Genomic DNA, 23,553 nt, shown 5'->3' with positions numbered 1-23,553 from the left:
AATAAGACAATTGAGAAATCTAATTCTCGAATCAGAGACCTTCTTTTAATAAGTGTATTTACTTTATTTCAAAAGTATATAATTAATATCAACTTGATCTAATCTTAAAAGAAGTTATAGCTTTTTTTTTAGAAATAGTAATTTAAAAGTATTAAAAAAGTTTGATTGACGGATTAAGTTTAATTAAAACTAAGTAAGACGGCATTTATAAAATAGACAAGGGGATCAAAGATTTAATTATCAATAGACTTGGTTTAAAAATTTCAAAATTAATAAAACAAAAATTACAACAAATCACCCATTATAAATTATGGAATAATGAAACACGTTTTGTAAGTGTTTCTTAGGTCAAGTCCCACTCAGTTATTTACAATATCAAGCAATGATTAGTCTATTGGAATTCTTTACTTTTTCAATACATAAATACAAATAAAATATTATTAATCCTTTTAATTAAAAAATTATGAGCACAAACAACAATCATGAAACATTATTCAGATTTATTAATTTAAGAAACCCGAATCTTGTTGAAACGGATAGAGACAACTTCAAGTTTATTCAACGCCCTGAGAGAATGGAAGGTGTTTTCGACCAAGTAATAACAGCTCAAAGTCAAGCGCGTTATAATGCATTATTAGATGCTGCTGCTAATTTTGAGCCTGATTCTATTAAAAATATAGAAGAATTAGAAACAGGGGTGTTTAACAACTTAATGAAGATAGGCAAATCGATTTCTAAACAAGAAAAACTAACAGCTGATGAGTTAACAATTTGTAAGAATGATTATCAAAGCATAAGCGTAAGGTCCGAGAACGTTAAAGATATATGGGATAATTTTATTTATCAGTTTCTTACTCAAAAAGATTTTTATTTAAAAGAAGTTTTGGCTTATATCATAAAGGCCTTGCATGTAGGTTATGTACAAACTTTGAATGCCACTGTAGAACGTAAAAAAATTAATGAAACTGATGATTTTGTTTCAATAGCTTTAAATGCTATTATTGTAATTCCTTCATCGATTTTCAATAAAGAATCGGAAGCTATAAATTCTATTGGTTCTAATCAAAAAATATCTATGAGAAACAATACTCTCATGGCTATGGAATCAGAAAAATTTGAGAAAGAACAATATAGTATAATTGAAAAGGAAAATTTAATACAATTAAAAAAAGAGTTAGTATCTATTCGAAATAATTATAACAAAAATTATAATAAAGCCTTAAAGTTAGCTCAAGAAAAATACAATAAAGATAACGGAGTAACTATCCTAGCTTATCAAAAACAATTAGATATTATTGAACAATTAGAAGAAAATAAGGCTACTGAGGCAGAACTAAAAATAGCTTATGACGCGTTAAGTAGAATCGAATTACCAAGCTTTAACTTTAAGTACAAAAAAGAATTGAATTGGGAAGATATTCAAACGCAATTAAGCACAATATCTTTTGCTTTTTTCTTGCAAAATTTTACATCTGAAACTATTGAGTCTGAAATAGATCTAACAAATGCTGAAATAGAATTTAATAGTGATGATGAACTATCAATAAACGACAATTTATTTACCTTCAATAGTGATAGTTATAATGAAATATTTGAAAAAATTGAGAATCATATATCTATTATCAATGAAAGAGTATTAAGAGAATCGTTCTTGCCACAAGATGAATTTGTTAATATTGGAGGCACTTTAATTCCTGTTTCTAAAAATACTACTAATAAATTACCTCATTTATCTTATTCGTTAAGTTCATCATTTTTAATATCTAATTTTTTTACAGTATTTAGATATATTGCTTTTCAAATTAATGTTGAGAGTAGTTCTTGGTCAGTAAGCCATGCTATAGTTACTGCAAACACCAATTTTGGAATTGAAACTCAAGCCATAGGTAGTATCCAAGTTGTGAATAATAAACTTTCATTCCCACATATCTTAAAAGATAAATACACTTCTATTACAAATATGAGTATTCAAGTTTTCTTTACTAATGGAAGAGAAACGACTTTAAACTTACCTGCTGATAATAATCTATTTAATATTGAAGAAAAGACATCGACCATAATATCAGGCATTTTATCTCTTAAAGAACTTAATATTGGCAACCCTGTTGAAAATACACCAACAAATGATAAGCATTATGGACTAAAACGATTAGGAGTAGCTGAATACATGAAAGTAGTTCAAAGCGTACATGCTTATATACCGGGAGAAGTTTCAAACATAGAAAATGTAATGGCTAGCGAGTTACGTCATAAATCAATTAGTGAGCTTACTCGTACAGAAGATACCATTACTACACAAAAAACTCAAGAAGTAGAGAAAATATCTGATACTACTAAAGTAAACCGATCAGAAATGCAAACTGAAGTTGCTAAAGAGATTGATAAACTAACTAGTTTTAATGCTCATGCAAACTTTAGCAAAGAGAAAATTTGGAAAATTGATATTGGAACTGCTTATGCTAGTTCGAATGCACAATTCATAAGTAATCGACAAGTTGTCACAAAATCACAAGAAGTTACTGAAAAAGCAATGGAAAGAGTTCAGTCTAAAATTTCTGAGGAAAGAATCAGTAAAATTATTCATGAAGTAAATTTAACCAATGTACATGAATATGATAATAGAGGTAAAGTAACCGAAACTGATAATGCAGAAGCAGCAAGACCACAACATATTACAGGCGTTTATAGATGGGTAGATAAAAAAATGAAAAACCAAATCTATAATTACGGTAAACGTACAATGTTTGAGTTCATGATTCCTGAACCTGCAAGATTACATAGAATTGCAACTGCCATAAAAGGAAATACCATAGTTGCTCCAGTCGATCCACGTACAGCAGAAGCTCCACATAAAATGCCAAATGCTTCAACTGCTACAAATGAACTATTAGAGTATTGGGCAAATATTTATGGAGTTACACTTACAGAATTACCGCAACAAAATAAGGAAGTTTATCATGAAATTAAAGGAACCCCAAATTCTTTCCAACAATTCAATCCCGTAAGTACTGCTTTAAGTATAGAAACTAATTATACAGCAACTTCATTAAAAATAGGTTATTATGTAAAGAAAAAGCTTTTTATAGGTCAATCAATGTTAACTTGTAGCGACTGTAAAGGTGGAAATGTTTCTTTTCAGTCCTATAATAGTTCGTATGACGGGACAACTACTATCAATGGTTTAAACTATTTTGGAGAGAATGTTTTCATGTATAACGGAATTAATATATATGAGTTTACCTTATATTTAACTTTTTATTGTAAGTTGTCGGATGAGTTTATCAATGCTTGGAAACTAGAAAACTTCAATCTAATAATCGAGGCCTATACAAATGCACTAGCTGAACATAATGAGAATGTAGCAGCTATTGAATCAGAACAAAATGCCAAACAAGAAGAGCAAAAAGATATAATAAGTAATTTTTACCGTATTATTGAAGGAGATGTGTTAAAACACAATTGTATTGCCTATTTATTACAAAATTATCTGTCAGGTATTGGTGAAGACTTTGACCATGATGGTGAAGGAGTTAAAATGGAAGACTTCAAAGTAATTTTAAGTGAAGATTTAGACAAATACACATCTACCGCTAAATTTTTAGAACAAGCCTTTGAGTGGAGTACTAAAGATTATACCTTCTATCCTTATTTTTGGGCTGAAAGAAGCCAATGGCAAGAACTCTATTTAACTGAAAATGTTGATCCTTTATTTAGAAGTTTCTTGCAATCTGGCATGGCAAGAGTAATAGTAACAGTTAAGCCTGGTTTTGAAGAAGCTGTTCAATATTTCTTAGAAACTGGAAAAGTATGGATGGGCGGAGAAAGCCCAATAATTGGCGACCCTTTATACATGAGTATTGCAGCAGAAATGATTGAGCCAACAGGATTACCACAAGGCAAATTCTGGATTACTAGAATACCTACGACGCTTACTATTATACAGGCTCACTCTACAGGATTAGATGCTGACCCTAATAAGCCATTACCAATTTTTCCTGAAACCGAACCTGAAAACTGTGAAAACCCCGATCAACTAGAAGTTGACACAGCTTTCACATTACAAGAAAACGCACAGCTTTTAGGTACTGGTACAAGTGATACAACTTTGTATCCTAACTAATTAAATAATAAAAGGTGGTGGAGACTCCACCACCTTTTTAAAATTCTTAAACTATGCAAAATATAAATTCGCCACAAAAAACTCATAAAGTAAAAAGACTTGGTTTAGGTAATAAAGAAAATACGGAGGAAACGGACTACTTAATTGGTAAAACAAAAATTGATTTTGTTATTGGTGTTTTTTTTGATGGAACCGGTAATAATCGTTTTAATTCTGATTTAGTTTATTATAAGCATTTAGACAAAAATAACAATGTAATCGAACAAGAATATAAACCGACAAAAGTAAAAAGTAAAAAAAAGGATTTTATTGCAGAAACGGATTCTAGTTATTGGAATCCTTATAGTAATGTTGCTTTATTACATGATCTATACAAAATAGGTTTAGAAAAAACTAAAGACAAAAATACTTATTATATTAGACAATATGTTCAAGGTATAGGTACACTAGAGGAAGAAGATGATGACATTTTAGGTTCAGGTTTTGGAATATACAAGAGAGGTGTTATTGGCAAAGTACAAGAAGCTTGTATTGAAATTTCCAGACAAATTTCAGACATATTAAAAAACAAAAATTATGCTATAGGAAGTCTCACTTTTGATGTATATGGTTTTAGTCGTGGTGCAGCAGCAGCTCGTCATTTTTGTAATGAAATAATAGGTGTAAATTCAATTACTACAAATTTTAAAAGTAATGAGCCTAATTCCAAAAATAAAATTGTCAAAATAGTTAATACAAGAGTTTCGTCAAATGATAAATTTATGCCAAAATCGCAATCTTATACGTTAGGTATGCTTGGTGATGAATTCAAAAATAAAAAAATTTATTACAAATTTACCGACGATTTTTCAACCGTAGAAGATAATAATAAAGTAAGCATTCGGTTTTTAGGTTTGTTTGACACCGTAGTTTCTCAATTTATCAGCAAATACTATGGTGATTTTAATTTAGACAAACTAAAAGAGTATAATGAGTTAATAAAAGTTAAAAGCCTTCAAGAAGCAAATATTGACATTTCTAAGCTTAATATCAAAAGGGTTTTGCATCTTACAGCACGTGACGAGTGGAGAGAAAATTTTCCGCTTACAAAAACTAATTATGGCATAACTATACCAATGTTAGGTGCGCATTCAGATATTGGCGGTGGTTATGCTGCTTTGCAAAAGGAATATACCAAAATTCATTTATTTAAAGTTGTAACGGGTACAAATGAAGAAGAAACTTACTATCCTAAAATTGGTAAAAAAGAAAAAGAAATGAAAAACTTTTTTATCAAAGATGGTTTTTGCAATAAAGAAAATGAAATTGAATTTAAAAAAATAGGAGAAATCACAAAGAAGATTAAAATTAACAATATAGACACTAGTGTGGTAAATGGTGTAGTAATGCGATTAGAAGCAAATAGAATAATTAAACCAAGATACTCAACAGTATCTTTAACTGTAATGAAACAAATTAGTCAAAAAGCGGGAGTCCCATTGGTTAATGATTTAAATGAAATAAAAAACAAAGAAAGTAAAACTAAACCCCAACCATTTGAATACATTGTGCCAAAAGATTTAGAAGATTACTTAAGGATTGTTCTTGAGGTTGCGACTGAAAAGTATGAACTTTTGTATAATAAAAAGATTGTAAAAGCTAAAAGCAAACTAACAACAGAAATAATTAATAAAATAAGGCATGAATATATTCATTTATCTTCTAATTTTAACAAACCTGAATTTCAGTTACCAGTTGTAGTTAAAAAATATAATTATGAAGTAACTTACAACCTAAATGAAGTGGAATTTATCAACAAAATGGCATATATAAACCATCCAAGATTATCAAATAAAACAATGACCCCTTATGAAAGAGAAATTTTATCTCCTTAGTAGTATCTTATTTATAACTTTTTTAAGTTGTAAGGATAAAAAAACAAAAATTGAAGAGCAAAGAATTGATATAGGTATTTGTCTTGGAGCTCCAAAATTTTATACCGCACATTACCCAATTGCTTCATTTTTTAAAAATGGAAGTAGAGTTGGTGGAATTTCTGATAGTAATGTTGGAGACAATCTCGGATGGGGTTCAAGCGATTCTAATCAAAGTATCCGCGGTAAAGGTGATTATCCCGACAGTATATTTGTAGAATGGACAGATAAACTCACATGTAATCGGTACGAAGGTGGTTTAAAACTTCCATCCACTTTTATTAGTAATTATATAAACAAAAAATTAAAAGAAAAAGAAAAATACAATAGTTTCGATTTCACTGTAAACTTTGCTCCAGGGGGCAATTTTTGTGTTTTTTTAAACAACATCGAAATTAAACGAGGTGTTGCCAATTTTACAAAAATAGATTCCAATTGTATAGCACAAGATGGCATAAGTAAAATTTCAAACGAATATTATAAAAAAGTTGGTTTAGATTACAGCAATTGGCAAAAATCAGATCCCCGCTATGCTTTGGGATTAGGATACTATACAGTAGACACAACTATGGTTTTTGGTTGGGCGCATCTTATATCAAAAGAAGGGGTTTTTACTAGTAATGATCAACTATACAAATCAAAAGAAAATGAAATTTATGGAGGCAAGATAGTTACCTACGGAAATAGCTATATGACTATTAATGATATGGATTTAAAAACAAATAAGTTTCAATTACCCGTATTAATTCAAACCTTTTGGTATCGCGAAAAGCCTAAAGACAGTATTTACTTGTACACTAACATTCCTTTACCAAAAAAATTTGTGAAAATTTATACTACTCCATACATTAACCCAAAAAACAATAAACTCACTAATTATAATCATTTAATCTTTGGTGTTGAAAAAGATGGAAGACATTGTACAATTTGGTTAGATGGTCCTGATAAGAGAGAAAAATTAATGCGTTTTGAAGCGGTAGATGCTATAAGAACAGAGGACCATTTGGTTTATCCTGGTGGATACGCAAAGAACATAATATATTACAAATAAATGTTATGGGTAAAAATATTGTCTCAACAAAAATTAATTTCAACACTCTGATTTTCAATACAAAATAAAAAAGGTGACCAAATGGTCACCTTTTTTATTAAGATTATTTTTTATCTAATCGGCTTTTGTGCCAAACCTGATTTAATTCATTTAAAATTGTTTGATATTGATTTTTAAACGCTGTTAGTGTGGCATCATCAATTTCTACTTTCCCTTTTTGGAAGTATTCAATATTAAAATTTAATTCTCGAAACTGATTTAAAGCGTCATTATTGGCCACCCATAATTCTTTGTAATTAAAAAAAGAGTTATAGGTATTTACTACTGTAATAAGGCTTGTAATTACTAAAACGCATATACGAATCTCTTCTTTCCAATTCATAAAATTTAAGCCAAGCAAAAGCGTACTTATTGCGGCTAAAACTGATGTGCTAATAAATGAAAAAAATGATCGTTTCCTATAGTAAATCCTACGACTATCTATATTTCTAATACGAATTTCTATTTGCTCTTTCAATAATTGTAATTGTTCTTCCATAGCTTTTTATTTATAATTAATAATCATATGTGTTAAAACATTAATTTGTTTTTGTTTCTTAAGAAAAATCTCATCGACTAATCTTGTTGTGTCTGGCATCTTTTTTATCATGTTCAATCTAGTTGAAGCATTAATAATTTTTGTGTGCGCACTACTAATCATATTTTGTTGATAAAAATGTAGGGCTTCATAATATTCAATTTCAATCCGCTCCAACTCAAACAAGAAGGCGGTACTGTCTTGTCGTACATTTGGGGTTATAATAAAACACAACCTATTGCCAAAATTGAAAATGCAACCTATGCACAGGTGAGTTCATATGTTTCAAACTTACAAACTCTATCTAACGGAACAGATGAAGCCAATTTGATAAGCGCTTTAAACGCACTCCGAACCGCTTTACCCAATGCCATGATTACCACTATCACCTACATTCCTTTAGTGGGTGTTCATACAATCACCGACCCAAAAGGTGATGTCCAAACCTATGAATATGACACGTTTGGTCGACTTAAAGCGGTTTATGATAAAGACGGCTATAAGCTTGCTGAAAACGATTATCATTATAAAACTCAAAACTAATAGCCATGAAGAAGTTAATTTACCTTATCGTTTTACTACCAATTCTGGTTATTGGTCAAACTACTACCGAAAATTATATTAAATCGGTTACTTACAAAGATTCGTTAGCGCAAAATAGCGTCATTAACGTTACCTATTTTGATGGACTTGGTCGACCCATTCAGCAAATTGCAAATGCGCAATCAGCTTCTGGGAAAAACATTGTAACACCTATTGTTTATGATCAATTCGGCAGACAAGAAAAGGAATATCTACCTTACACCACTCAAACTAATACCCTCGATTTTATACCCAATGCTATTGCAGCACAAGCGCAATACACACCTTATTCCCAACAGGTTTCGTACAGTCAAAAAGTGTTTGAAGCTTCACCACTCAACCGTTTGTTAAAACAAGGTGCGCCAGGAAACTCTTGGGTCGTTGACCCTAATTCGAATAATGATCATACTATTAAGTTTGACTACCAAACCAATGATACACTTGAAGTAAAATTGTTTAGAGCCGTTGCTACTTGGAGTGATTCGGAAGGCTTGTATACGACTGGATTTTCGGAAAGTGGAACTTCACATTATCTGCCAAACCAATTGTACAAAACCATTACCAAGGATGAAAACTGGGAATTAACCGATGGTAACAACAATACTACAGTTGAGTTCAAAGACAAAGAAGGCAAAGTAGTTTTAAAACGCACCTACAATAATGATGAAGCCCACGACACTTATTATGTTTACGACCAATACGGCAATCTAACCTATGTGCTTCCTCCGCTATCCGAAGGCAGTACAGCAACTACCGTTTTAGATGGTTTGTGTTACCAATACAAATACGATTACCGCAACCGATTGGTGGAAAAGAAGCTGCCCGGAAAGCAAAAAGAGTACATCGTATACGATAAAATTGACCGAGTTGTTGCAACAGGACCTGCTTTCAACCCTTTTGGCGGAACCGATACAGGTTGGATGATTACCAAATACGATGCGTTTAATCGACCTGTTTATACAGCATGGAAACCTCAGGCTAATATTACTAATGCACTCAGAAAAAGTGTTCAAACGGATTATGCGGGAGCAAGCGTTGTCAATGAATACAAATCGAACGCGAGTATAGAAAGCATCAATACAGGTTACTCCAATGTGGTGTACCCAACCACCGATTTAAAATTACTCACCATTAATTACTACGACAATTATACCTATCCTAATGCAATGGCGGTGCCTACTGCAACTATTTATGGCAAAACGGCAGCGAGCGATGTAAAAGGATTGGCCACAGGTTCTTGGGTACGAATTTTAGAAAACCCTAGCAGTGTATTGTTTGAGATTACTCATACCTTTTACGACAATAAAAAGTACCGCCCTATTTTGACCAAAACCTTTAATTATATGGGTGGCTATACCGAAGTAAAAACCAAATACAATTTTGAAGGTCTAGTTTTGAAAACACTTACAAATCACCTAAGAGAAAATGGTGGCTACTTGGTAACAGCCTTAGAAGAATTTGAGTACACACCACAAGGGCGATTGCTCAATCATTATCATACCGTGGGTAATTATGGCAAGCAATTGTTGGCTCATAACGAATACGATGAATTAGGTCAACTCATTACCAAACAAGTAGGTGGTGAAGATTTTACCACTTTTGTAGGCCTGCAAAAAGTAGATTACCGCTACAACATTAGAGGTTGGTTGACCGATATCAACAACATACGAGATTTAACCATTGGCACTGATCCCGAAGATTTGTTTGCGTTTCGTATAAGCTATGATGCACCCGAACTTAGTGTTGAAGGAACAGTAGTTCCTTTGTACAACGGAAACATTTCGGAGACCTTTTGGCGAACCAATAGTGATAATGCGGTGCGCAAATACGGTTATGCCTATGATCATTTGAACCGATTGACTGATGCCATTTATCAAAAAGACGAGTTTCCGATTATTGTGACCAATAGTTATGATGAATATTTGAAATACGATAAAAACGGTAATATCACCGACCTGAATCGTAATGGAAATTTAGACGAACAAAACATGACTCTTGAGATTGACGATTTGGATTACGACTATTTTCCTAACACCAATATACTGAAAGAAGTTCGTGATGACTCGGCTGACCCGATGGGATTCAAAGACAGTCCGACTACTGGAACCGATTATGGTTATGATGCCAATGGCAACATGATTAGCGATGCCAATAAAGGAATTGGACTTATTACGTACAACCATTTGAACTTACCCGTAATCATTGATTTTGGAACTACAGGAACAATTTCGTATCTTTACGATGCAACAGGAAGAAAAGTGAAAAAATATGTTGTCGATGTAAATGTAGGCTCGCAAGACAAAACGGATTATATGAATGGATTTCAATATAAAAACCAAATATTACAGTTCTTCCCAACGGCAGAAGGTTATGTAAATACAACGTATTGCGAGAATTGTCAATTAAGTGATCAGTACAAAATAAGTTATGTATTTAATTATACCGATCATTTAGGAAATATCAGAGTAAGTTATGCTATTGATCCTGACACTAGCGAATTGAAAATTTTAGAAGAGAACCATTATTACCCATTTGGGTTAAAACATACCAATTACAACGGTACTTTAAAAACGTTTAAAGAAGAAGAAGAGTTCTTAAAAATTAAAAATGTGCCTTCGTTTTTTACAACGGCGTATCAGTATAAGTATCAAGGTCAGGAACGCCAAGACGAGCTGGGGCTGAACTGGGACAGTTTTAAGTGGAGAAATTATGATTATGCTATTGGTAGGTTTATGAGCGTTGACCCATTATCCGAGAAATATGCTTATAATGGAGTTTACAATTTTTCAGAAAACAGAGTTGTAGACGGTAGAGAGTTGGAAGGACTTGAGTGGGTTGATGCTAAAAATAATGTTGTGTATGACCCTAAACTGAATGATGGCAAAGGAGGATTTACCGAATTTGCAACTAACAATCACAGAAATTTAGCTAAATCATTAAACCAAACCGATACAGGTAAAGCCCAGTTTAATACGTTAGTGAATTCAACAACACCTGTAGAGACAGTTCTGAATACAACGGACAAACCTGTGGACAAAAAAGGAAATATAACGTTAGCAGAAACTACATTCACTAATTTAATGGAGGGTAAAGACCCAGATACAGGTAAGGTTGAGGATGTTTCTTTTTCTAAATCAACTATTACATTTTATATGCAGAATATTGATGAAGTTTCTGAGGTTTCTAATGATAAAGATTCTAAAACGAGTGCGTCGTTATATGGTACTAAGGTACCCGAAGGATTTAATTTTTCTGAAATAATTGGTGCGATTTTTGGTCATGAGATAGGACATACTAATAAAGGTAACGTATTGATTTGGGCTCAAGGTGGTGACCATGAGAAAGACCCTTCCAAAGTTCATACAGCAATTATAGAAGAGACAAAAGAGAATAAAAAACAATAATTATGATAACAAGAGTAATAAATTTAAGACTAAGCATAATTCTTATAGCATGTTTTTTTACAGTTGTGAATAATTTTGCGCAAACAAAAAATATTCAAGTTGAAAATTGTATTAGAGAAAAGTTGAATTCTTTCTTTGTTGAAAAAGACAAACTTAACAATAAGGAATCCAATGGGAATTCAGTACATATTTTAGAAATAGTCGAAAAGAAAGTTTTGGGCTATAATGAAATTGGAATATATTTTTGTTCTAATGAACCAAGTAGACAAAAGTATCTTCTTCTTAAAAATGGAAATAAGTTTAAAATATTAACCTCTGGGGATTCATTAGAGATAATGCAAGAAATAATTTCTTTTTTAAAAAAGAATAATTTATCCGAAGAAAAGGAAGTGGCCTATTTGAATGAGAGTATAAAAATATTAGATGAAAACATGAACAAGCCATCTGAAAAAAAATTAAATAAACAAAAATGGATAAGTTGTGATTGAAATATTATCAAAAATTTAAACCACCTAAATAGGTGGTTTTTTTTATAATTAATTAGTAGTTAATATTAAATTTTAGTTGATGAAAGCTCACGAAATTTAATCAATTGGGATATGTTATTCTTTAGTTATAACTTTATATCAAATAATTATAATCAGATAAAACTATGATTCCAACTATTAAAAACTTACAAGGAACTTGGATAAGTAAAAACTTTCCTATGTATAATTAACCAGCTCCGCAAAGTGTTCCCATGAAAAGCTGCGCAAATGTCTCCTGACTTTGCGCTTTTTTTCAATAGATAATTTTAATTTACGAAAAGTTTCCTATTTTTAATTCAATTTTAAACGCCATGAAAGAAGGATATGTTATAAGAGACCAAAGCTTGCCCCATTTTTTGACTGTCACAATTGTTGATTGGGTAGATGTTTTTTCAAGAAAAAGCTACAGAGATTGTGTTATTGAGTGTTTTGAATATTGCATCAAAAACAAAGGAATGACTGTATACAGTTATGTGATAATGAGCAATCACATTCACATGATTGTTCAATCAAATGAAGGAAAGTTATCCGATTTAATTCGAGATTTTAAGAAATTCACCTCCAAAACAATTTTAGAAAAGATACAATCAGAACCCGAAAGCCGAAGAGAATGGATGTTGGAGCGTTTTAAATTAGCAACCGAAAGTCATTCAAGGAATAAAAATTTTCAATTTTGGCAATTAGGTAACCATGCGGAAGAGATTTATTCTGAAAAATTCATGTGGTCAAAAATAGATTACATTCATTTTAATCCTGTTCGTGCAGGTATTGTCTCTAATCCTCAAGATTATATTTATTCTAGCGCATCGAACTACATAGATTTGAAAGGAATAATTGATGTTGAGATTGTTCAAATTCCTGTTGTAAATGTTTTAAAGTCAAGTTCGGTTGTGAAATACAATAGTTACGAAAAGTAGCAATAAATTTGCTCAAAGTCAGGAGACTTTGCGCAGCGGGGGCTCTCTTAATTCAGAAATGAATGGAGAACAATTGGAAATAGGTGAAAGAAATGCAAAATATAGTGTAAAAGTGGTTGGGCAGTATAAAGGAAAAGGAGATTTTTTAAGCAAAGGAACCATAATATTAAAATCGGTAAACTAATGAAAAAAAAATATTTACTATTTGTTTTGTTAATGGCAAATTTAGTTTATTGTCAGAATTTCAAAATGGAATTCGATGAAAATGTTGATGTTTTGAATATAGAAGAATTGAAAACATTCAGCTATTTTAAGGCAATTAAAAAAAATTCTATAAAACCTGGTCAAATATTTAGTGCAGAAAATTTAAATATTAAAAATAATAGAGCTATCGAAATCGATAAAATAATAAAAATAAGCAAAAAAAATGTTTATTTTCCAGTATTTTATGCTCCTGATTCAGTTAACGACACAATCATTGTTGATAAATACAATTTTGTTGATTTATCAAAAAATCTTAGTATCGAAGACAAAGAAAATGCCTTATTGTTTGAGGACATTAAAATCACATCAAAAGGAAAATACTCAATTTATAAAAGGACTCATCAAAATATTAAAGTCATTTATATGAAGATGACAATTGGATATTATAATAAATATACTAATTGCATGAATCTCACTGGTAATTATGACGATACGATAAATGTAATTTTTCTCTACTACGGTAATGAATAAAGGGTAATCTATTAAAAGTGTTGCTTAAACAAAAATTTTAGCTGAATAGAGTGTTAACCAGCCCGATTCCCGATAGCACAGATATATCTTCACAATGATGCGCGGATTTGCAATCCGTGCCCACAATGAATAGAAAAACTACATCCAAAAAGATGTAGCTTTTTTTTATTTCACCCGACAAAACACTGTCCGATACAAATATTCAATCGCTTCTTCATCGGTAATAAGTGGCTTCTTTTTCTTTTTTGGGAATTTGATTTTATTTAGTTTCTCGCTCAACATAAGATGCAAACGTTCCTGTTCCTTGCGGGAAAGATGTGATGCGATTGTAAAAATGTCTTCGGCAAGCATAACTATTAGTAAGGTATACCTGTAAAGTTTGGGGTTATTTAAATAGTGGATTTAAGATTCGCTCACTTTTGCCCGCTTTTGCTCACTTTTGCTCACATTCGTATAACATTTGCTTACATTTTACCAATATCGGTAAACATTCTATTAACATTGACGTTTGTTTTTTATGGATTAAAAACCTGAAAAACATATAATAACCCATTTATTTCACCCGACAAAATACAGTCCGATACAAATATTCAATAGCTTCTTCATCGGTAATGAGTGGTTTCTTCTTCTTTTTGAGGATTTTGATTTTATTTAATCTCTCGCCTAGCATACAATACAAGCGCTCCTGTTCCTCAAGGGAAAGGTGCGATGCAATTGTAAAAATGTCTTCGGCAAGCATAATCATTTTTAAAAATGTACTTGCAAAGTTTATACATCTCACAATATCAAAAATAGGATTTCCGAACTTTAGGGTAAGATTTCCGAACATTCAGGTAGGATTTCCGAACATTTCCGAGGATTCGGGTAACATTTCCGAACATTTTTATGGTTTAATGCACTGAAAACTCACAGTAACTTATTTATTTCACCCGACAAAATACAGTCCGATACAAATACTCAATTGCTTCTTCATCAGTAATAAGTGGTTTCTTTTTCTTTTTTGGGATTTTGATTTTATTTAATTTCTCACCTAGCATATTATACAATCGCTCCTGTTCCTCACGGGAAAGGTGTGATGCTATTGTAAAAATGTCTTCGGCAAGCATATTCTTCTTTTAAAAAGTGTAGTTGCAAAGTTCAAACAACCAAAAATTTCAAAAATCGGATTCCGTCGGATTTTGGTAGGATTCCGTCGGATTCCGTCGGATTCCGTCGGATTTCATTGGTTTTTTGTAAGGCTTTTATTTCAAACCATTAAAAGTGAAGTTTGTCTGATTTTCACGCACTGCGTGGCGCACTTTCACGCACTGCGTCACGCACGTTTCACGTAGAACGCCACGTAGGTTTCACGCAGAACGTGGCGCAACTTCACGCAGAACGCCACGTAGATTTCACGCGGAACGTGGTGCGACATTCACGTAGTGCGTGGCGTTGGTTTCACGCATAATTCACGCATAATTCACGTGTTTCACGCGCAAATTTGCTTGAAAATGATGGAAAAAGGCGGACCCCGAAATAAATCTACGTCTTTAAGAGAAACAAATAACAAGTCATTTACATGACTCAACATATTTACTAATCATATAAGTAGTAATGGGTCGCAAATGATCTCCAGTTTCTGGATTGATCCCATCCATATTAAAGCACCGAAGCTCGTCTTTTTCTTTATCGTACCACACTTTTGGTTTTTCTGTATTTCCATCAATAAAAAACTGAGTAGTGTCACAAACTTTTAATTCTATCCTATTAAATTCAACCTCATTATAGGGCACAATAGCTCCGTAACTTCCTACACCTTGCGCTTCGCTCAAACAATCCACCATTTCATAGTGATCTTGCACCCACTTCATACATTCTTTATTCGGAAAAATCATATTCTTTGCTGTATATCCAAAAGATAGGACTGCTATACTTCCAAGACCAATTCCCACAATTTTCATTGATTTCTTTGGAGTATTTTTAAAGCTTTTTCCAACAAATGATTTAGTTTCAGCTGCATGACTATCGTCTACAACAAAAACAATTGGTGTTGGTCTTTCTTTTTCCTTTTTATCACTGGTTTTTGATTCAGTATTTATTTCATCATGAGTAACTTCTTCTTCTTGAACATTATCTTGATTATCAATTTGCCTATTGCTATTTACAAAATGAGCAAATGGCCTATCTTCAAAATCAATCAAAACAGCTATTAGATTTAAAATATTACTATTAGTCTTTTTAGAAGTTCCTTTTAAAAAATTACAAACGGGTCTTAATTTTTCTCCATCAAATCTTTCAATAGCCTTTCTCAATCCACTTTCTGGTCTTGGAGTAAAAAAACTTTCAAATACTTCCATATCTTTTTTCTTCAATCCAGAATCAAAAAAAATCAAACATAATTCCTTCAGTAGACCCGGAGTTGGGTCAAACAAAAAGCCACTGTACTTTCTAGATTTCTCTAACTCGTATTTCTGCTTTAAAGTAATACAATAATCATTTGAAGTCTTTGTCATAGAAAAAGAATTTTACGGATTTACCAACATTATTCAACATTATTCGAATTATCGGAATTCCCTATAAACACTCAAACAAAAACCCCATTCCTTTGCCTCAGAATTAGTTCTTGTTCTGTTTCGCGATAAGAACAAATGTACAAAACTAGTTCAAAAAGTGGAGCGGTACAGAACCGAATTTTTCTTCGGGAAGTAGAATCACAACGTTCTGTACTCACCCACTTCACTTCCCAAAAAAACAAACACGTGTTTACCCTTTTGGACAGCTAAAAAAGCAAGTCCCACGCCTTCGGGAAAATCCCGAACAGGTCAAGTATTGTTCAATTTTTAACATTCTTTATTATGAAAAAAATAGTTTTATTTTCGTTATTATTAATAGCCAGTGCGGCTATGACATCGTGCACTGCCGATGAAAATGTAGAACCAGTTCAAAACCAGGTTGCCGATGATACGGGTGGACAACACGGACACATCCCTCCGCCACCTCCGCCACCTTCTTATCCATAATTTAATTTTCAATTGTTAAATTAAATTAATAACTTCGGGGAATGATACCAAAAAGAAATCATTTCCCGATTTTGTTTTTACTTGTTTTTTTCTTCTCTTGTCAATTAGAAAAAAAAGACCCTGAAAATGTTATCTATAATAACTTAACTGCAAAAGGGAGAGAATCATATAATAAAGAAGATTACAAAAATGCTTTAACTTATTTTTTTAAAGCACTTGAAAAGTGTGACGAAAATGACATTGAAAAGAGAATCTATGCACTTACTATGATTGCAGACATCCAGTGCATCAATGCCGACTACGTTGGAGCTGAAGAAACAATTACAAAAGCTTTATCAATCAAAGAAAATAGCATCTATAGGTCAAGTTTATACGATTTACTCGCTCTAGTTTATGAAGAGTTAAATAATTATGAAAAGGCTTTAAAATACTATCGCTTAAACCTAAGTAATGACAAAAATCTGTACAGTATATTAATGACCAAAAACAACATTGCTGTAGCTCTTATGGGTGCTAAAGATTATAAAAAGTCAACTCAAATTTTAGAGACGTTATTAAAAAATGATACTATATCAAAACATCCTAAAGAATATGCTAAAATAATGGATAATTTAGGATATTGTTATTTTAAGCAAAATGACAAAAAAGCTATAGGCTACTTAAATCAATCCATTAGAATCCGAGACAGTCTTGATGACAATCATGAGCTTACGGCTTCTCTAATGCACTTATCGGAATACTACTTTGATAAGCAACCCCAACTGTCTCATCAATATGCTTTCAAAGCATACCAATCAGCTACAAAAGTTAATAACCCTGACGACCGTTTAGAAGCTTTAGATTTCTTAATTAAAAACGCTTCAGGAAATAATCTCAAAGAATACTATCGCATTCATTCCACATTAAATGATAGCATCATCAAAGTAAGACAATCTGCTAAAAATCAATATGCTTACTTGAGATTTAATTCAGACAAAGCCGTCCAAGCACTCGAAATCCAAAAAACCAAAAGCTATCTTTATTTGGTTTTGTTACTATTGTTTAGCGGGGCAGCATCCTTCATCATAGTAACCATTCGAAAAAGAAACCGAGAGAAAATAAAAACCATCTCTTACGAAACAGAAACACGCATTGCCAAGAAAATTCACGACGAACTGGCCAACGATGTTTTCAACGCACTTACCTTCGCCGAATCGCAAAACCTCAGCGATCCCAACAAAAAAGAAGCCTTACTTGACAACCTCGATACCATTTACAACCGCACACGAAACATCTCACGTGAAAACAGCGAAATCAAAACCGACAGTCAATTTGCGCAACAACTCACCGATTTACTAAAACAATATGAAAGTGACACTGTACGAGTGATTATTCAAGAGTTTTCCACTATCAATTGGGATGATATGAAAAAAGAAGCCAAAATAGCCATTTACCGTGTACTACAAGAACTCATGGTTAACATGAAAAAACATAGTGAATGCACGTTTGTAATTCTGAAATTCAACAATCAAAAATCGCATATTGAGATCAATTATTCTGACAACGGAAAAGGAGTAAAAATGTTAAATTCGAAAAAAGGCTTGCAAAATGCGGAAAACCGTATTCATGCCATAAAAGGAACTATTACTTTTGATTTTGAAACCGACAAAGGATTCAGAGCGAGTATAAAAATCCCTAAATAATGAAAGCCATGTTTAAAAAAATTTTATTTGCCGAAGACATTGATATGATTAACATTGCCATGCGTCTGGTGTTAGAAGAAACAGGTGCCGAAGTACACCACACCAAATACTGCGACGATGCATTACTAAAATTAAAGAAAGCTAATTTAGATCAACAACCGTTTGATTTAGTGGTTACTGACTTATCTTTCGAAGACGATCATCGAGAAGTTACCCTAAAATCAGGAGAAGACTTGATAAAAAACATCCGTTTATTGCAACCTGATGTGCCCATTTTGGTCTGTTCCATCGAAGACAAAAACTACCGAGTTAAATCATTATTCGAACATTATAAAATCAATGCGTTTGTACATAAAAGCCGTAAAACCTTACCCGAACTCAAAACCGCAATAGAAAAGTTATCCAAAGGAGAAAGTTTCATTTCACCCGATTTAGAACACACGCTACGCGACAAATCCATTAACGAGATTGACGAGTACGATATTCAATTGATCAAACAATTGGCATTTGGAATTCCACAAGAAAAAATGGACGTTAAGTTCAAAGAACTCGGTATTTCTCCCAACAGTAAAAGCACTATCGAAAAACGCATCAGCAAATTGAAAGACTATTTCAAAGCTAATAACACCATACATTTGGTCGCAATAGCTAAAGATTTAGGAATTGCATAAAGAAAGAGATTTTAAAATTCCACTAATTTCTTTAATCTGTGTTTTAAAAAAAACCTGGCTTACGGTTTCCCGTAACCCATTCCAATTTCCCTTTTTTAAGTTTGAAGAAAAATTAAAACCATGAAACTATTTTGCACACTTTGTGCCACGGCATTACTATTGGCACTTTTCCCTCTTCCCATCGAATACTATACCTTTCTCAGAATTTTCACCTCAATTGGCGCAGTAGTCGTACTTGTCAACGAAATGAAACGTGACGTTACTCTAACTGGAATACTTTTCATTGTTGTACTCATTGTTTTCAACCCAATAATACCCATTTACCTCTACAAAAAATACCTTTGGATGCCACTCGACATTCTAACTGCTGCCCTATTCCTCATCCAAGGCTTCAAAGAAAAAGACTAAACAATTCCAAAAAACCCTTTTGTGCCTTTTGTGTTTCAAAAATCCGCACCATCTGCGATGCAAAGCATCCGTCCAATCCGCGTCCCAACATCTGAGCTAAGCGAAGAAACAACCCTTGCTAACCTAGCGCTTTCTTTGCGTCTTTGCGGTAAAAGTAACCAATTACGGTTTCCCGTAAAATAATCCCACTCCATCTCTTTACGTTTGAACCACCAAACCAAAGCACAATGGATTTCTATTTTATCAACACCCAACCTTTCGACCCAGAAGCCTACGAACTCCACACAGGTAACTGCTATTTTACTCCCATGCCACACAACCGACAGTACATCGGACTCTTCACTCACCCCAAATACGCCCTACACAAAGCCCTAAAAAGCTACCCAAAAGTCTACTGTTGCGAATTGTGTTGCAATTACCAAGACCAAAGTCAACCCACAAAAATGGAAAGAAGATCAATACAATAAACTTTTTTACACCCATTACGGGAAACCGTAAGGAATTGATTTTTGTTGGATATAAGTTTGGGAAATATTAATCTAAAACTATTATTATGAAACTAAAATTATTCTTCTTTCTATTGACAATTTCAACAGTTATTTCGTGTAAAACAGTAAAATCAGGAACTTCTAAATCGAAAGACATTGTCGGCGTTGGAGTAATTCATAAACCTGTCGTAGCAGACTTGGAGGTGAATCAACAAAAAATAGTAAAAACAATAAAACTAAAAAGCTTTGAAGTATTTGAGGATGCTAAAAATGAAGCAATTAGAGAATTGCTTAAGGAATATAATGCCGATTTATTGATTGAACCAAAATTTGAATCTGTTACCGTAAATGGTAAAACAGAATTAACAATAACTGGATGGATAGGTTTTTATAAAAACTTCAGAACCATAGAAGAAAAAGACTTAAAATTATTAGATGTCAATCCATCTTATTTCGTTGCTCCTAGTACTGCTCAGCCAATCATTGTAACTAAAAAATAATAGGAATGGAACTCGCAAACCAACTCAAGTCTCTAGCCGATAAAATCAATCAGCTCAAAGACAAAATCGAAACCGAAGAATCCACAAAACATGCTTTTGTACTTCCGTTCATTAATATTTTAGGTTACGATACGTTCAATCCAACTGAAGTGGTACCTGAATTTACAGCCGACTTAGGACTAAAAAAAGGTGAAAAAGTAGATTATGCCATCATTCAAAATGACGAACCAATACTCATCATCGAATGTAAAAATTGGAAGGAAAGCCTTTCGGTTCATGGTTCACAACTGTTCCGTTACTTTCATGTTTCCAAAACCCGATTTGCCTTATTAACGAACGGAATCACCTATCAATTCTTCACCGATTTAGATGAAAAAAACAAAATGGATCAAAAGCCATTTTTAGAGTTTGACATTACCAATTTAAAAGACAATGCCATTCATGAAATCACTAAGTTTCATAAATCCAACTTTGATGTAAACAAAATTCTTGATAATGCAAGTTCCTTAAAGTTCATCAAAGAAATCAGAAAACTAATTGATACAGAAATTAATACTCCATCTCCCGAATTTGTAAAATTATTTGCCAACAAAGTCTACAACGGCAGATTGACCGAAAAAGTAATGGAAGAATTTACCGAATTGGTTCAAAAAGCTTTTGGACAATTAATTGGTGAAAAAATCAATGAACGGTTACAGTTTGCCTTAAACAAAGAAGTCATTCTACAAGAAAAAGATCAAATTGAAGATTCAGAGCAAACTAAAGTGATAACCACGGAAGAAGAACTCGAAGCCTACCGAATTGTAGTAGCTATTTTACGCCGAAAATTACCGGTTAACCGAATTGTTCATCGTGACACCCAATCCTATTTTGGTATCCTACTCGACGACAACAACCGAAAACCACTGTGCCGTTTGCACCTCAACGGAGGCAAAAAATACATCGGACTATTCAACATAGACAAATCTGAAAACCGCCAACCTATTGAAACCATCGACGATATCTATTTGTTTGAAAAGGAGTTGTTGGAAACGGTGGAATTGTATGATGTGGAGTAATTTATAAACTTTAGAATAATAAGATATGAATGAGATTTTAACCAATGGTACTGAGATAAAGCAAAGAATTCTTAGCGAGATAAAAAAAGCACAGAAATCCGTTTATTTAGCAATGGCTTTTTTTACTGATAGAGATATTGCAAATGAAATTATTGAAGCAAAAAAAAGAAATATAACTGTTGATATTATTCTCTCATCAAATGCTCAGAATGAAACGGTAAAACTAATGTTTAAAGAGGCTTACATTTCTGTTCATGCATTTAATACAGGAGATGAAAGAGGAATGATGCACCATAAATTTTGCCTTATTGATGAGAAAATCTCAATAAATGGTTCCTATAATTATTCGTATAATGCAAGTAATAACAATGTTGAAAACATTCATGTATCAGATTCATTGGATGTTTATCGCCAACTTTTTACAGAATTTGAGCGATTAAAATACAATATCGATCATGAACTTGATATTAACTCTTCACTTCAAACACAAAAAATAGCACCGTTAGAACTACCAAAAGTTAATATGATAGACACATTTTATCAACAGCTACACAACCTTGTTTATTCATCTGCGCAAATTAATGCTGAGGAGTACAAAAGCAAAGGCTATCAGGCATCAAAAGATAGGCGTGGTAGTATTGATATTTTTAAAATGGAATATGAGAATATCAAAGAAGAGATTAAGGCTTATGCTACAGATGAAAATTTAAGCTATAAAAAAACCATTATTACATCTAACATTACTAATGCCTTTGAAAGTGCCAAAATAAATCTTGAAACTGATAAACAAACACAACTTAATAATTTAAAAGAAGACAACGAAATTATTAAGCGACAGCTAAATGATAAAATATCAGATATAAATCGAGAAAAATCATTACTAGAATCTGGCAATCAAAATTCTGGCGAAAAAGGATTATTACAGATTAATAGAGAAATCGAAAAGATTCAACTTGAAAAAAAATCAATTGAACAATCATTAATTGTAAAAAAGTTTTGGACTGCTGGAACTATTCTTGCGTTAATAGGGTTATGCATATTCACATTCTATTTATCCATATTTTTCGCATCAGCTGTTTACAAAGTTTTTTTTGAAAGTAACGAAATTCGTAACTCTTTGGAAGCGGGCATTAACCCCGGACTTCCACAATTAGTTGATGCTAATGCCGCAATAAAAATTTTCAGAAAACAGGGTTCACTATTTGGTATCATTGCATTATTATTTTTCTTAATCCCATTAATGCTATCCAACTTAAAATTATTAGGGAGTAAAAACAAATTCGTTAATAAACTTATGTTTTGGGTTGGACTAATGGTTTTTGATGTAGTTGTCTCAATAATGGTCGCTTTAAATACTAGTGAAATTAAAAGCCTTTTAAATGGTGAAAATTCACAGCTCCAAATTTGGGAAGTTTTTGGCAAAGGTGAGTTTTGGTTAATCTTTGTTTTCGGAATGTTTCCTTTAATTATTACTCATTATCTAATTGAAAACATTGTTCATACCTACTCCAATTCAAAAAGAGAGCTAGTTGATGCGGAAAAGAATAAATCACTACAAGTTTTGGATGAACAAATGATTGAGCTTAACTATGAAAAGGAAAAAATAAATAATTCAATACAAGAAAAAGAAGCGCTAATAAAAGTAAATAATGAGAAAATACAAAAGCTAGAGCTTGACACTAATGATGAACAAAGAAGAATAGAAAGTTTGTTTGATGTATTACAGAAACAAATCAAATCTATATTTGATGATTTTAATTCTAAAATTATTAGTGGAAAAATATTCACAGATGTTATTCTAGATAATGTCATCTCTAGCTACAAACTTGGCTTTATTGAATATCTTCCTGAATATTATGCAACTGAAGAAGTTGCAAACCGTGTTAAAGAAATTGAGCAAATCATTACAACTTAATAAATA

22 protein-coding genes are annotated in these 23,553 nt (G+C 32.4%); 17 read left to right on the top strand and 5 right to left on the bottom strand.

The genetic code is table 11. The features are described from left to right. Positions 1-463: 463 nt before the first annotated feature. From VK161_RS13535 to VK161_RS13525, 3 genes are read left to right on the top strand one after another with little or no spacing between them, the layout of a single operon-like run. The gene (locus VK161_RS13535) at positions 464-4,120 is read left to right on the top strand and encodes a hypothetical protein (RefSeq protein ID WP_324215324.1); all 3,657 of its coding nucleotides are present in this window, start codon (positions 464-466) and stop codon (positions 4,118-4,120) included. Between the two features lie 53 nt (positions 4,121-4,173). Further along, a complete protein-coding gene (locus VK161_RS13530; protein WP_324215323.1) occupies positions 4,174-5,994 on the top strand; it encodes a phospholipase effector Tle1 domain-containing protein in 1,821 nt (606 codons plus the stop codon). Continuing rightward, the gene (locus tag VK161_RS13525; protein ID WP_324215322.1) at positions 5,969-7,084 is read left to right on the top strand and encodes a DUF2931 family protein; all 1,116 of its coding nucleotides are present in this window, start codon (positions 5,969-5,971) and stop codon (positions 7,082-7,084) included. The genes VK161_RS13530 and VK161_RS13525 overlap by 26 nt, the downstream gene beginning before the upstream one ends. 103 nt (positions 7,085-7,187) lie before the next feature. Here VK161_RS13525 and VK161_RS13520 read toward each other — a convergent pair whose 3' ends face one another. Further along, positions 7,188-7,622, bottom strand: coding sequence for an SLATT domain-containing protein (locus VK161_RS13520; RefSeq protein WP_324215321.1), 435 nt, complete (start codon positions 7,620-7,622; stop codon positions 7,188-7,190). Between the two features lie 240 nt (positions 7,623-7,862). Here VK161_RS13520 and VK161_RS13515 point away from each other — a divergent pair, with 240 nt between their 5' ends. The 6 genes from VK161_RS13515 (at position 7,863) to VK161_RS13490 (ending at position 13,826) form a co-directional block, all read left to right on the top strand. Beyond that, the gene (locus VK161_RS13515; RefSeq protein ID WP_324215320.1) at positions 7,863-8,204 is read left to right on the top strand and encodes an RHS repeat domain-containing protein; all 342 of its coding nucleotides are present in this window, start codon (positions 7,863-7,865) and stop codon (positions 8,202-8,204) included. A 5-nt stretch (positions 8,205-8,209) separates the two neighbouring features. Continuing rightward, on the top strand, positions 8,210-11,647 hold the full coding sequence (locus VK161_RS13510; protein ID WP_324215319.1) for a DUF6443 domain-containing protein: 3,438 nt from the start codon (positions 8,210-8,212) through the stop codon (positions 11,645-11,647). 2 nt (positions 11,648-11,649) lie between these two features. Next, complete coding sequence (locus tag VK161_RS13505) at positions 11,650-12,135, top strand: hypothetical protein (RefSeq protein ID WP_324215318.1); 486 nt, start codon at positions 11,650-11,652, stop codon at positions 12,133-12,135. A 350-nt stretch (positions 12,136-12,485) separates the two neighbouring features. Further along, positions 12,486-13,091 (top strand): REP-associated tyrosine transposase, encoded by a 606-nt coding sequence (locus VK161_RS13500; RefSeq protein WP_324215317.1) that lies wholly within the window; start codon positions 12,486-12,488, stop codon positions 13,089-13,091. 58 nt (positions 13,092-13,149) lie between these two features. Next, the gene (locus tag VK161_RS13495; RefSeq protein ID WP_324215316.1) at positions 13,150-13,275 is read left to right on the top strand and encodes a hypothetical protein; all 126 of its coding nucleotides are present in this window, start codon (positions 13,150-13,152) and stop codon (positions 13,273-13,275) included. Next, positions 13,275-13,826 (top strand): hypothetical protein, encoded by a 552-nt coding sequence (locus VK161_RS13490; RefSeq protein WP_324215315.1) that lies wholly within the window; start codon positions 13,275-13,277, stop codon positions 13,824-13,826. The genes VK161_RS13495 and VK161_RS13490 overlap by 1 nt, the downstream gene beginning before the upstream one ends. A 165-nt stretch (positions 13,827-13,991) precedes the next feature. Here the strand turns inward: VK161_RS13490 and VK161_RS13485 are convergent, their stop codons facing one another. The 4 genes from VK161_RS13485 to VK161_RS13470 all read right to left on the bottom strand — a co-directional run bounded on the left by VK161_RS13485 (position 13,992) and on the right by VK161_RS13470 (position 16,318). After that, positions 13,992-14,177, bottom strand: a complete 186-nt coding sequence (locus VK161_RS13485) for a hypothetical protein (RefSeq protein WP_324215314.1) — start codon at positions 14,175-14,177, stop codon at positions 13,992-13,994. Between the two features lie 202 nt (positions 14,178-14,379). Continuing rightward, complete coding sequence (locus VK161_RS13480) at positions 14,380-14,565, bottom strand: hypothetical protein (RefSeq protein WP_324215313.1); 186 nt, start codon at positions 14,563-14,565, stop codon at positions 14,380-14,382. Positions 14,566-14,746: 181 nt separating this feature from the next. Beyond that, positions 14,747-14,932, bottom strand: coding sequence for a hypothetical protein (locus tag VK161_RS13475; protein WP_324215312.1), 186 nt, complete (start codon positions 14,930-14,932; stop codon positions 14,747-14,749). Between the two features lie 444 nt (positions 14,933-15,376). Further along, a complete protein-coding gene (locus VK161_RS13470) occupies positions 15,377-16,318 on the bottom strand; it encodes a hypothetical protein (protein WP_324215311.1) in 942 nt (313 codons plus the stop codon). A 342-nt stretch (positions 16,319-16,660) separates the two neighbouring features. Here VK161_RS13470 and VK161_RS13465 point away from each other — a divergent pair, with 342 nt between their 5' ends. The 8 genes from VK161_RS13465 (at position 16,661) to VK161_RS13430 (ending at position 23,547) form a co-directional block, all read left to right on the top strand. Further along, on the top strand, positions 16,661-16,825 hold the full coding sequence (locus VK161_RS13465; protein WP_324215310.1) for a hypothetical protein: 165 nt from the start codon (positions 16,661-16,663) through the stop codon (positions 16,823-16,825). Between the two features lie 41 nt (positions 16,826-16,866). Then, complete coding sequence (locus VK161_RS13460) at positions 16,867-18,507, top strand: ATP-binding protein (protein WP_324215309.1); 1,641 nt, start codon at positions 16,867-16,869, stop codon at positions 18,505-18,507. 8 nt (positions 18,508-18,515) lie between these two features. Further along, on the top strand, positions 18,516-19,178 hold the full coding sequence (locus VK161_RS13455) for a response regulator (RefSeq protein ID WP_324215308.1): 663 nt from the start codon (positions 18,516-18,518) through the stop codon (positions 19,176-19,178). 120 nt (positions 19,179-19,298) lie between these two features. After that, entirely contained in the window at positions 19,299-19,586 is a 288-nt protein-coding gene (locus tag VK161_RS13450; protein WP_324215307.1) for a DUF6804 family protein, read from the top strand. A 227-nt stretch (positions 19,587-19,813) separates the two neighbouring features. Continuing rightward, positions 19,814-20,053: a hypothetical protein gene (locus VK161_RS13445; RefSeq protein WP_324215306.1), complete on the top strand. Its 240-nt coding sequence runs from the start codon at positions 19,814-19,816 to the stop codon at positions 20,051-20,053. A gap of 86 nt (positions 20,054-20,139) precedes the next feature. Further along, a complete protein-coding gene (locus tag VK161_RS13440; RefSeq protein ID WP_324215305.1) occupies positions 20,140-20,574 on the top strand; it encodes a hypothetical protein in 435 nt (144 codons plus the stop codon). 5 nt (positions 20,575-20,579) lie between these two features. Beyond that, positions 20,580-21,632 carry a type I restriction endonuclease gene (locus VK161_RS13435; RefSeq protein WP_324215304.1) on the top strand — a complete coding sequence of 351 codons (1,053 nt, stop codon included), beginning with the start codon at positions 20,580-20,582 and terminating at the stop codon, positions 21,630-21,632. A gap of 25 nt (positions 21,633-21,657) precedes the next feature. Next, positions 21,658-23,547 (top strand): phospholipase D-like domain-containing protein, encoded by a 1,890-nt coding sequence (locus VK161_RS13430; RefSeq protein WP_324215303.1) that lies wholly within the window; start codon positions 21,658-21,660, stop codon positions 23,545-23,547. The last annotated feature ends 6 nt before the right edge of the window (positions 23,548-23,553 follow it).

The organism is Flavobacterium sp. (assembly GCF_035299245.1).
GTDB lineage: Bacteria > Bacteroidota > Bacteroidia > Flavobacteriales > Flavobacteriaceae > Flavobacterium.
Note: the sequence above shows the minus strand (reverse complement) of the source record. Positions and strands in the feature narration are given on the sequence as shown.

Coding starts and splice junctions, on each gene's coding strand:
- VK161_RS13455 (WP_324215308.1), top strand. CDS start 18,516: ATGTTTAAAAAAATTTTATTTGCCGAAGACATTGATATGATTAACATT.
- VK161_RS13435 (WP_324215304.1), top strand. CDS start 20,580: ATGGAACTCGCAAACCAACTCAAGTCTCTAGCCGATAAAATCAATCAG.
- VK161_RS13450 (WP_324215307.1), top strand. CDS start 19,299: ATGAAACTATTTTGCACACTTTGTGCCACGGCATTACTATTGGCACTT.
- VK161_RS13530 (WP_324215323.1), top strand. CDS start 4,174: ATGCAAAATATAAATTCGCCACAAAAAACTCATAAAGTAAAAAGACTT.
- VK161_RS13445 (WP_324215306.1), top strand. CDS start 19,814: ATGGATTTCTATTTTATCAACACCCAACCTTTCGACCCAGAAGCCTAC.
- VK161_RS13460 (WP_324215309.1), top strand. CDS start 16,867: ATGATACCAAAAAGAAATCATTTCCCGATTTTGTTTTTACTTGTTTTT.
- VK161_RS13500 (WP_324215317.1), top strand. CDS start 12,486: ATGAAAGAAGGATATGTTATAAGAGACCAAAGCTTGCCCCATTTTTTG.
- VK161_RS13495 (WP_324215316.1), top strand. CDS start 13,150: ATGAATGGAGAACAATTGGAAATAGGTGAAAGAAATGCAAAATATAGT.
- VK161_RS13465 (WP_324215310.1), top strand. CDS start 16,661: ATGAAAAAAATAGTTTTATTTTCGTTATTATTAATAGCCAGTGCGGCT.
- VK161_RS13490 (WP_324215315.1), top strand. CDS start 13,275: ATGAAAAAAAAATATTTACTATTTGTTTTGTTAATGGCAAATTTAGTT.
- VK161_RS13480 (WP_324215313.1), bottom strand. CDS start 14,565: ATGCTTGCCGAAGACATTTTTACAATTGCATCGCACCTTTCCCTTGAG.
- VK161_RS13520 (WP_324215321.1), bottom strand. CDS start 7,622: ATGGAAGAACAATTACAATTATTGAAAGAGCAAATAGAAATTCGTATT.
- VK161_RS13475 (WP_324215312.1), bottom strand. CDS start 14,932: ATGCTTGCCGAAGACATTTTTACAATAGCATCACACCTTTCCCGTGAG.
- VK161_RS13430 (WP_324215303.1), top strand. CDS start 21,658: ATGAATGAGATTTTAACCAATGGTACTGAGATAAAGCAAAGAATTCTT.
- VK161_RS13525 (WP_324215322.1), top strand. CDS start 5,969: ATGAAAGAGAAATTTTATCTCCTTAGTAGTATCTTATTTATAACTTTT.
- VK161_RS13505 (WP_324215318.1), top strand. CDS start 11,650: ATGATAACAAGAGTAATAAATTTAAGACTAAGCATAATTCTTATAGCA.
- VK161_RS13470 (WP_324215311.1), bottom strand. CDS start 16,318: ATGACAAAGACTTCAAATGATTATTGTATTACTTTAAAGCAGAAATAC.
- VK161_RS13485 (WP_324215314.1), bottom strand. CDS start 14,177: ATGCTTGCCGAAGACATTTTTACAATCGCATCACATCTTTCCCGCAAG.
- VK161_RS13510 (WP_324215319.1), top strand. CDS start 8,210: ATGAAGAAGTTAATTTACCTTATCGTTTTACTACCAATTCTGGTTATT.
- VK161_RS13535 (WP_324215324.1), top strand. CDS start 464: ATGAGCACAAACAACAATCATGAAACATTATTCAGATTTATTAATTTA.
- VK161_RS13440 (WP_324215305.1), top strand. CDS start 20,140: ATGAAACTAAAATTATTCTTCTTTCTATTGACAATTTCAACAGTTATT.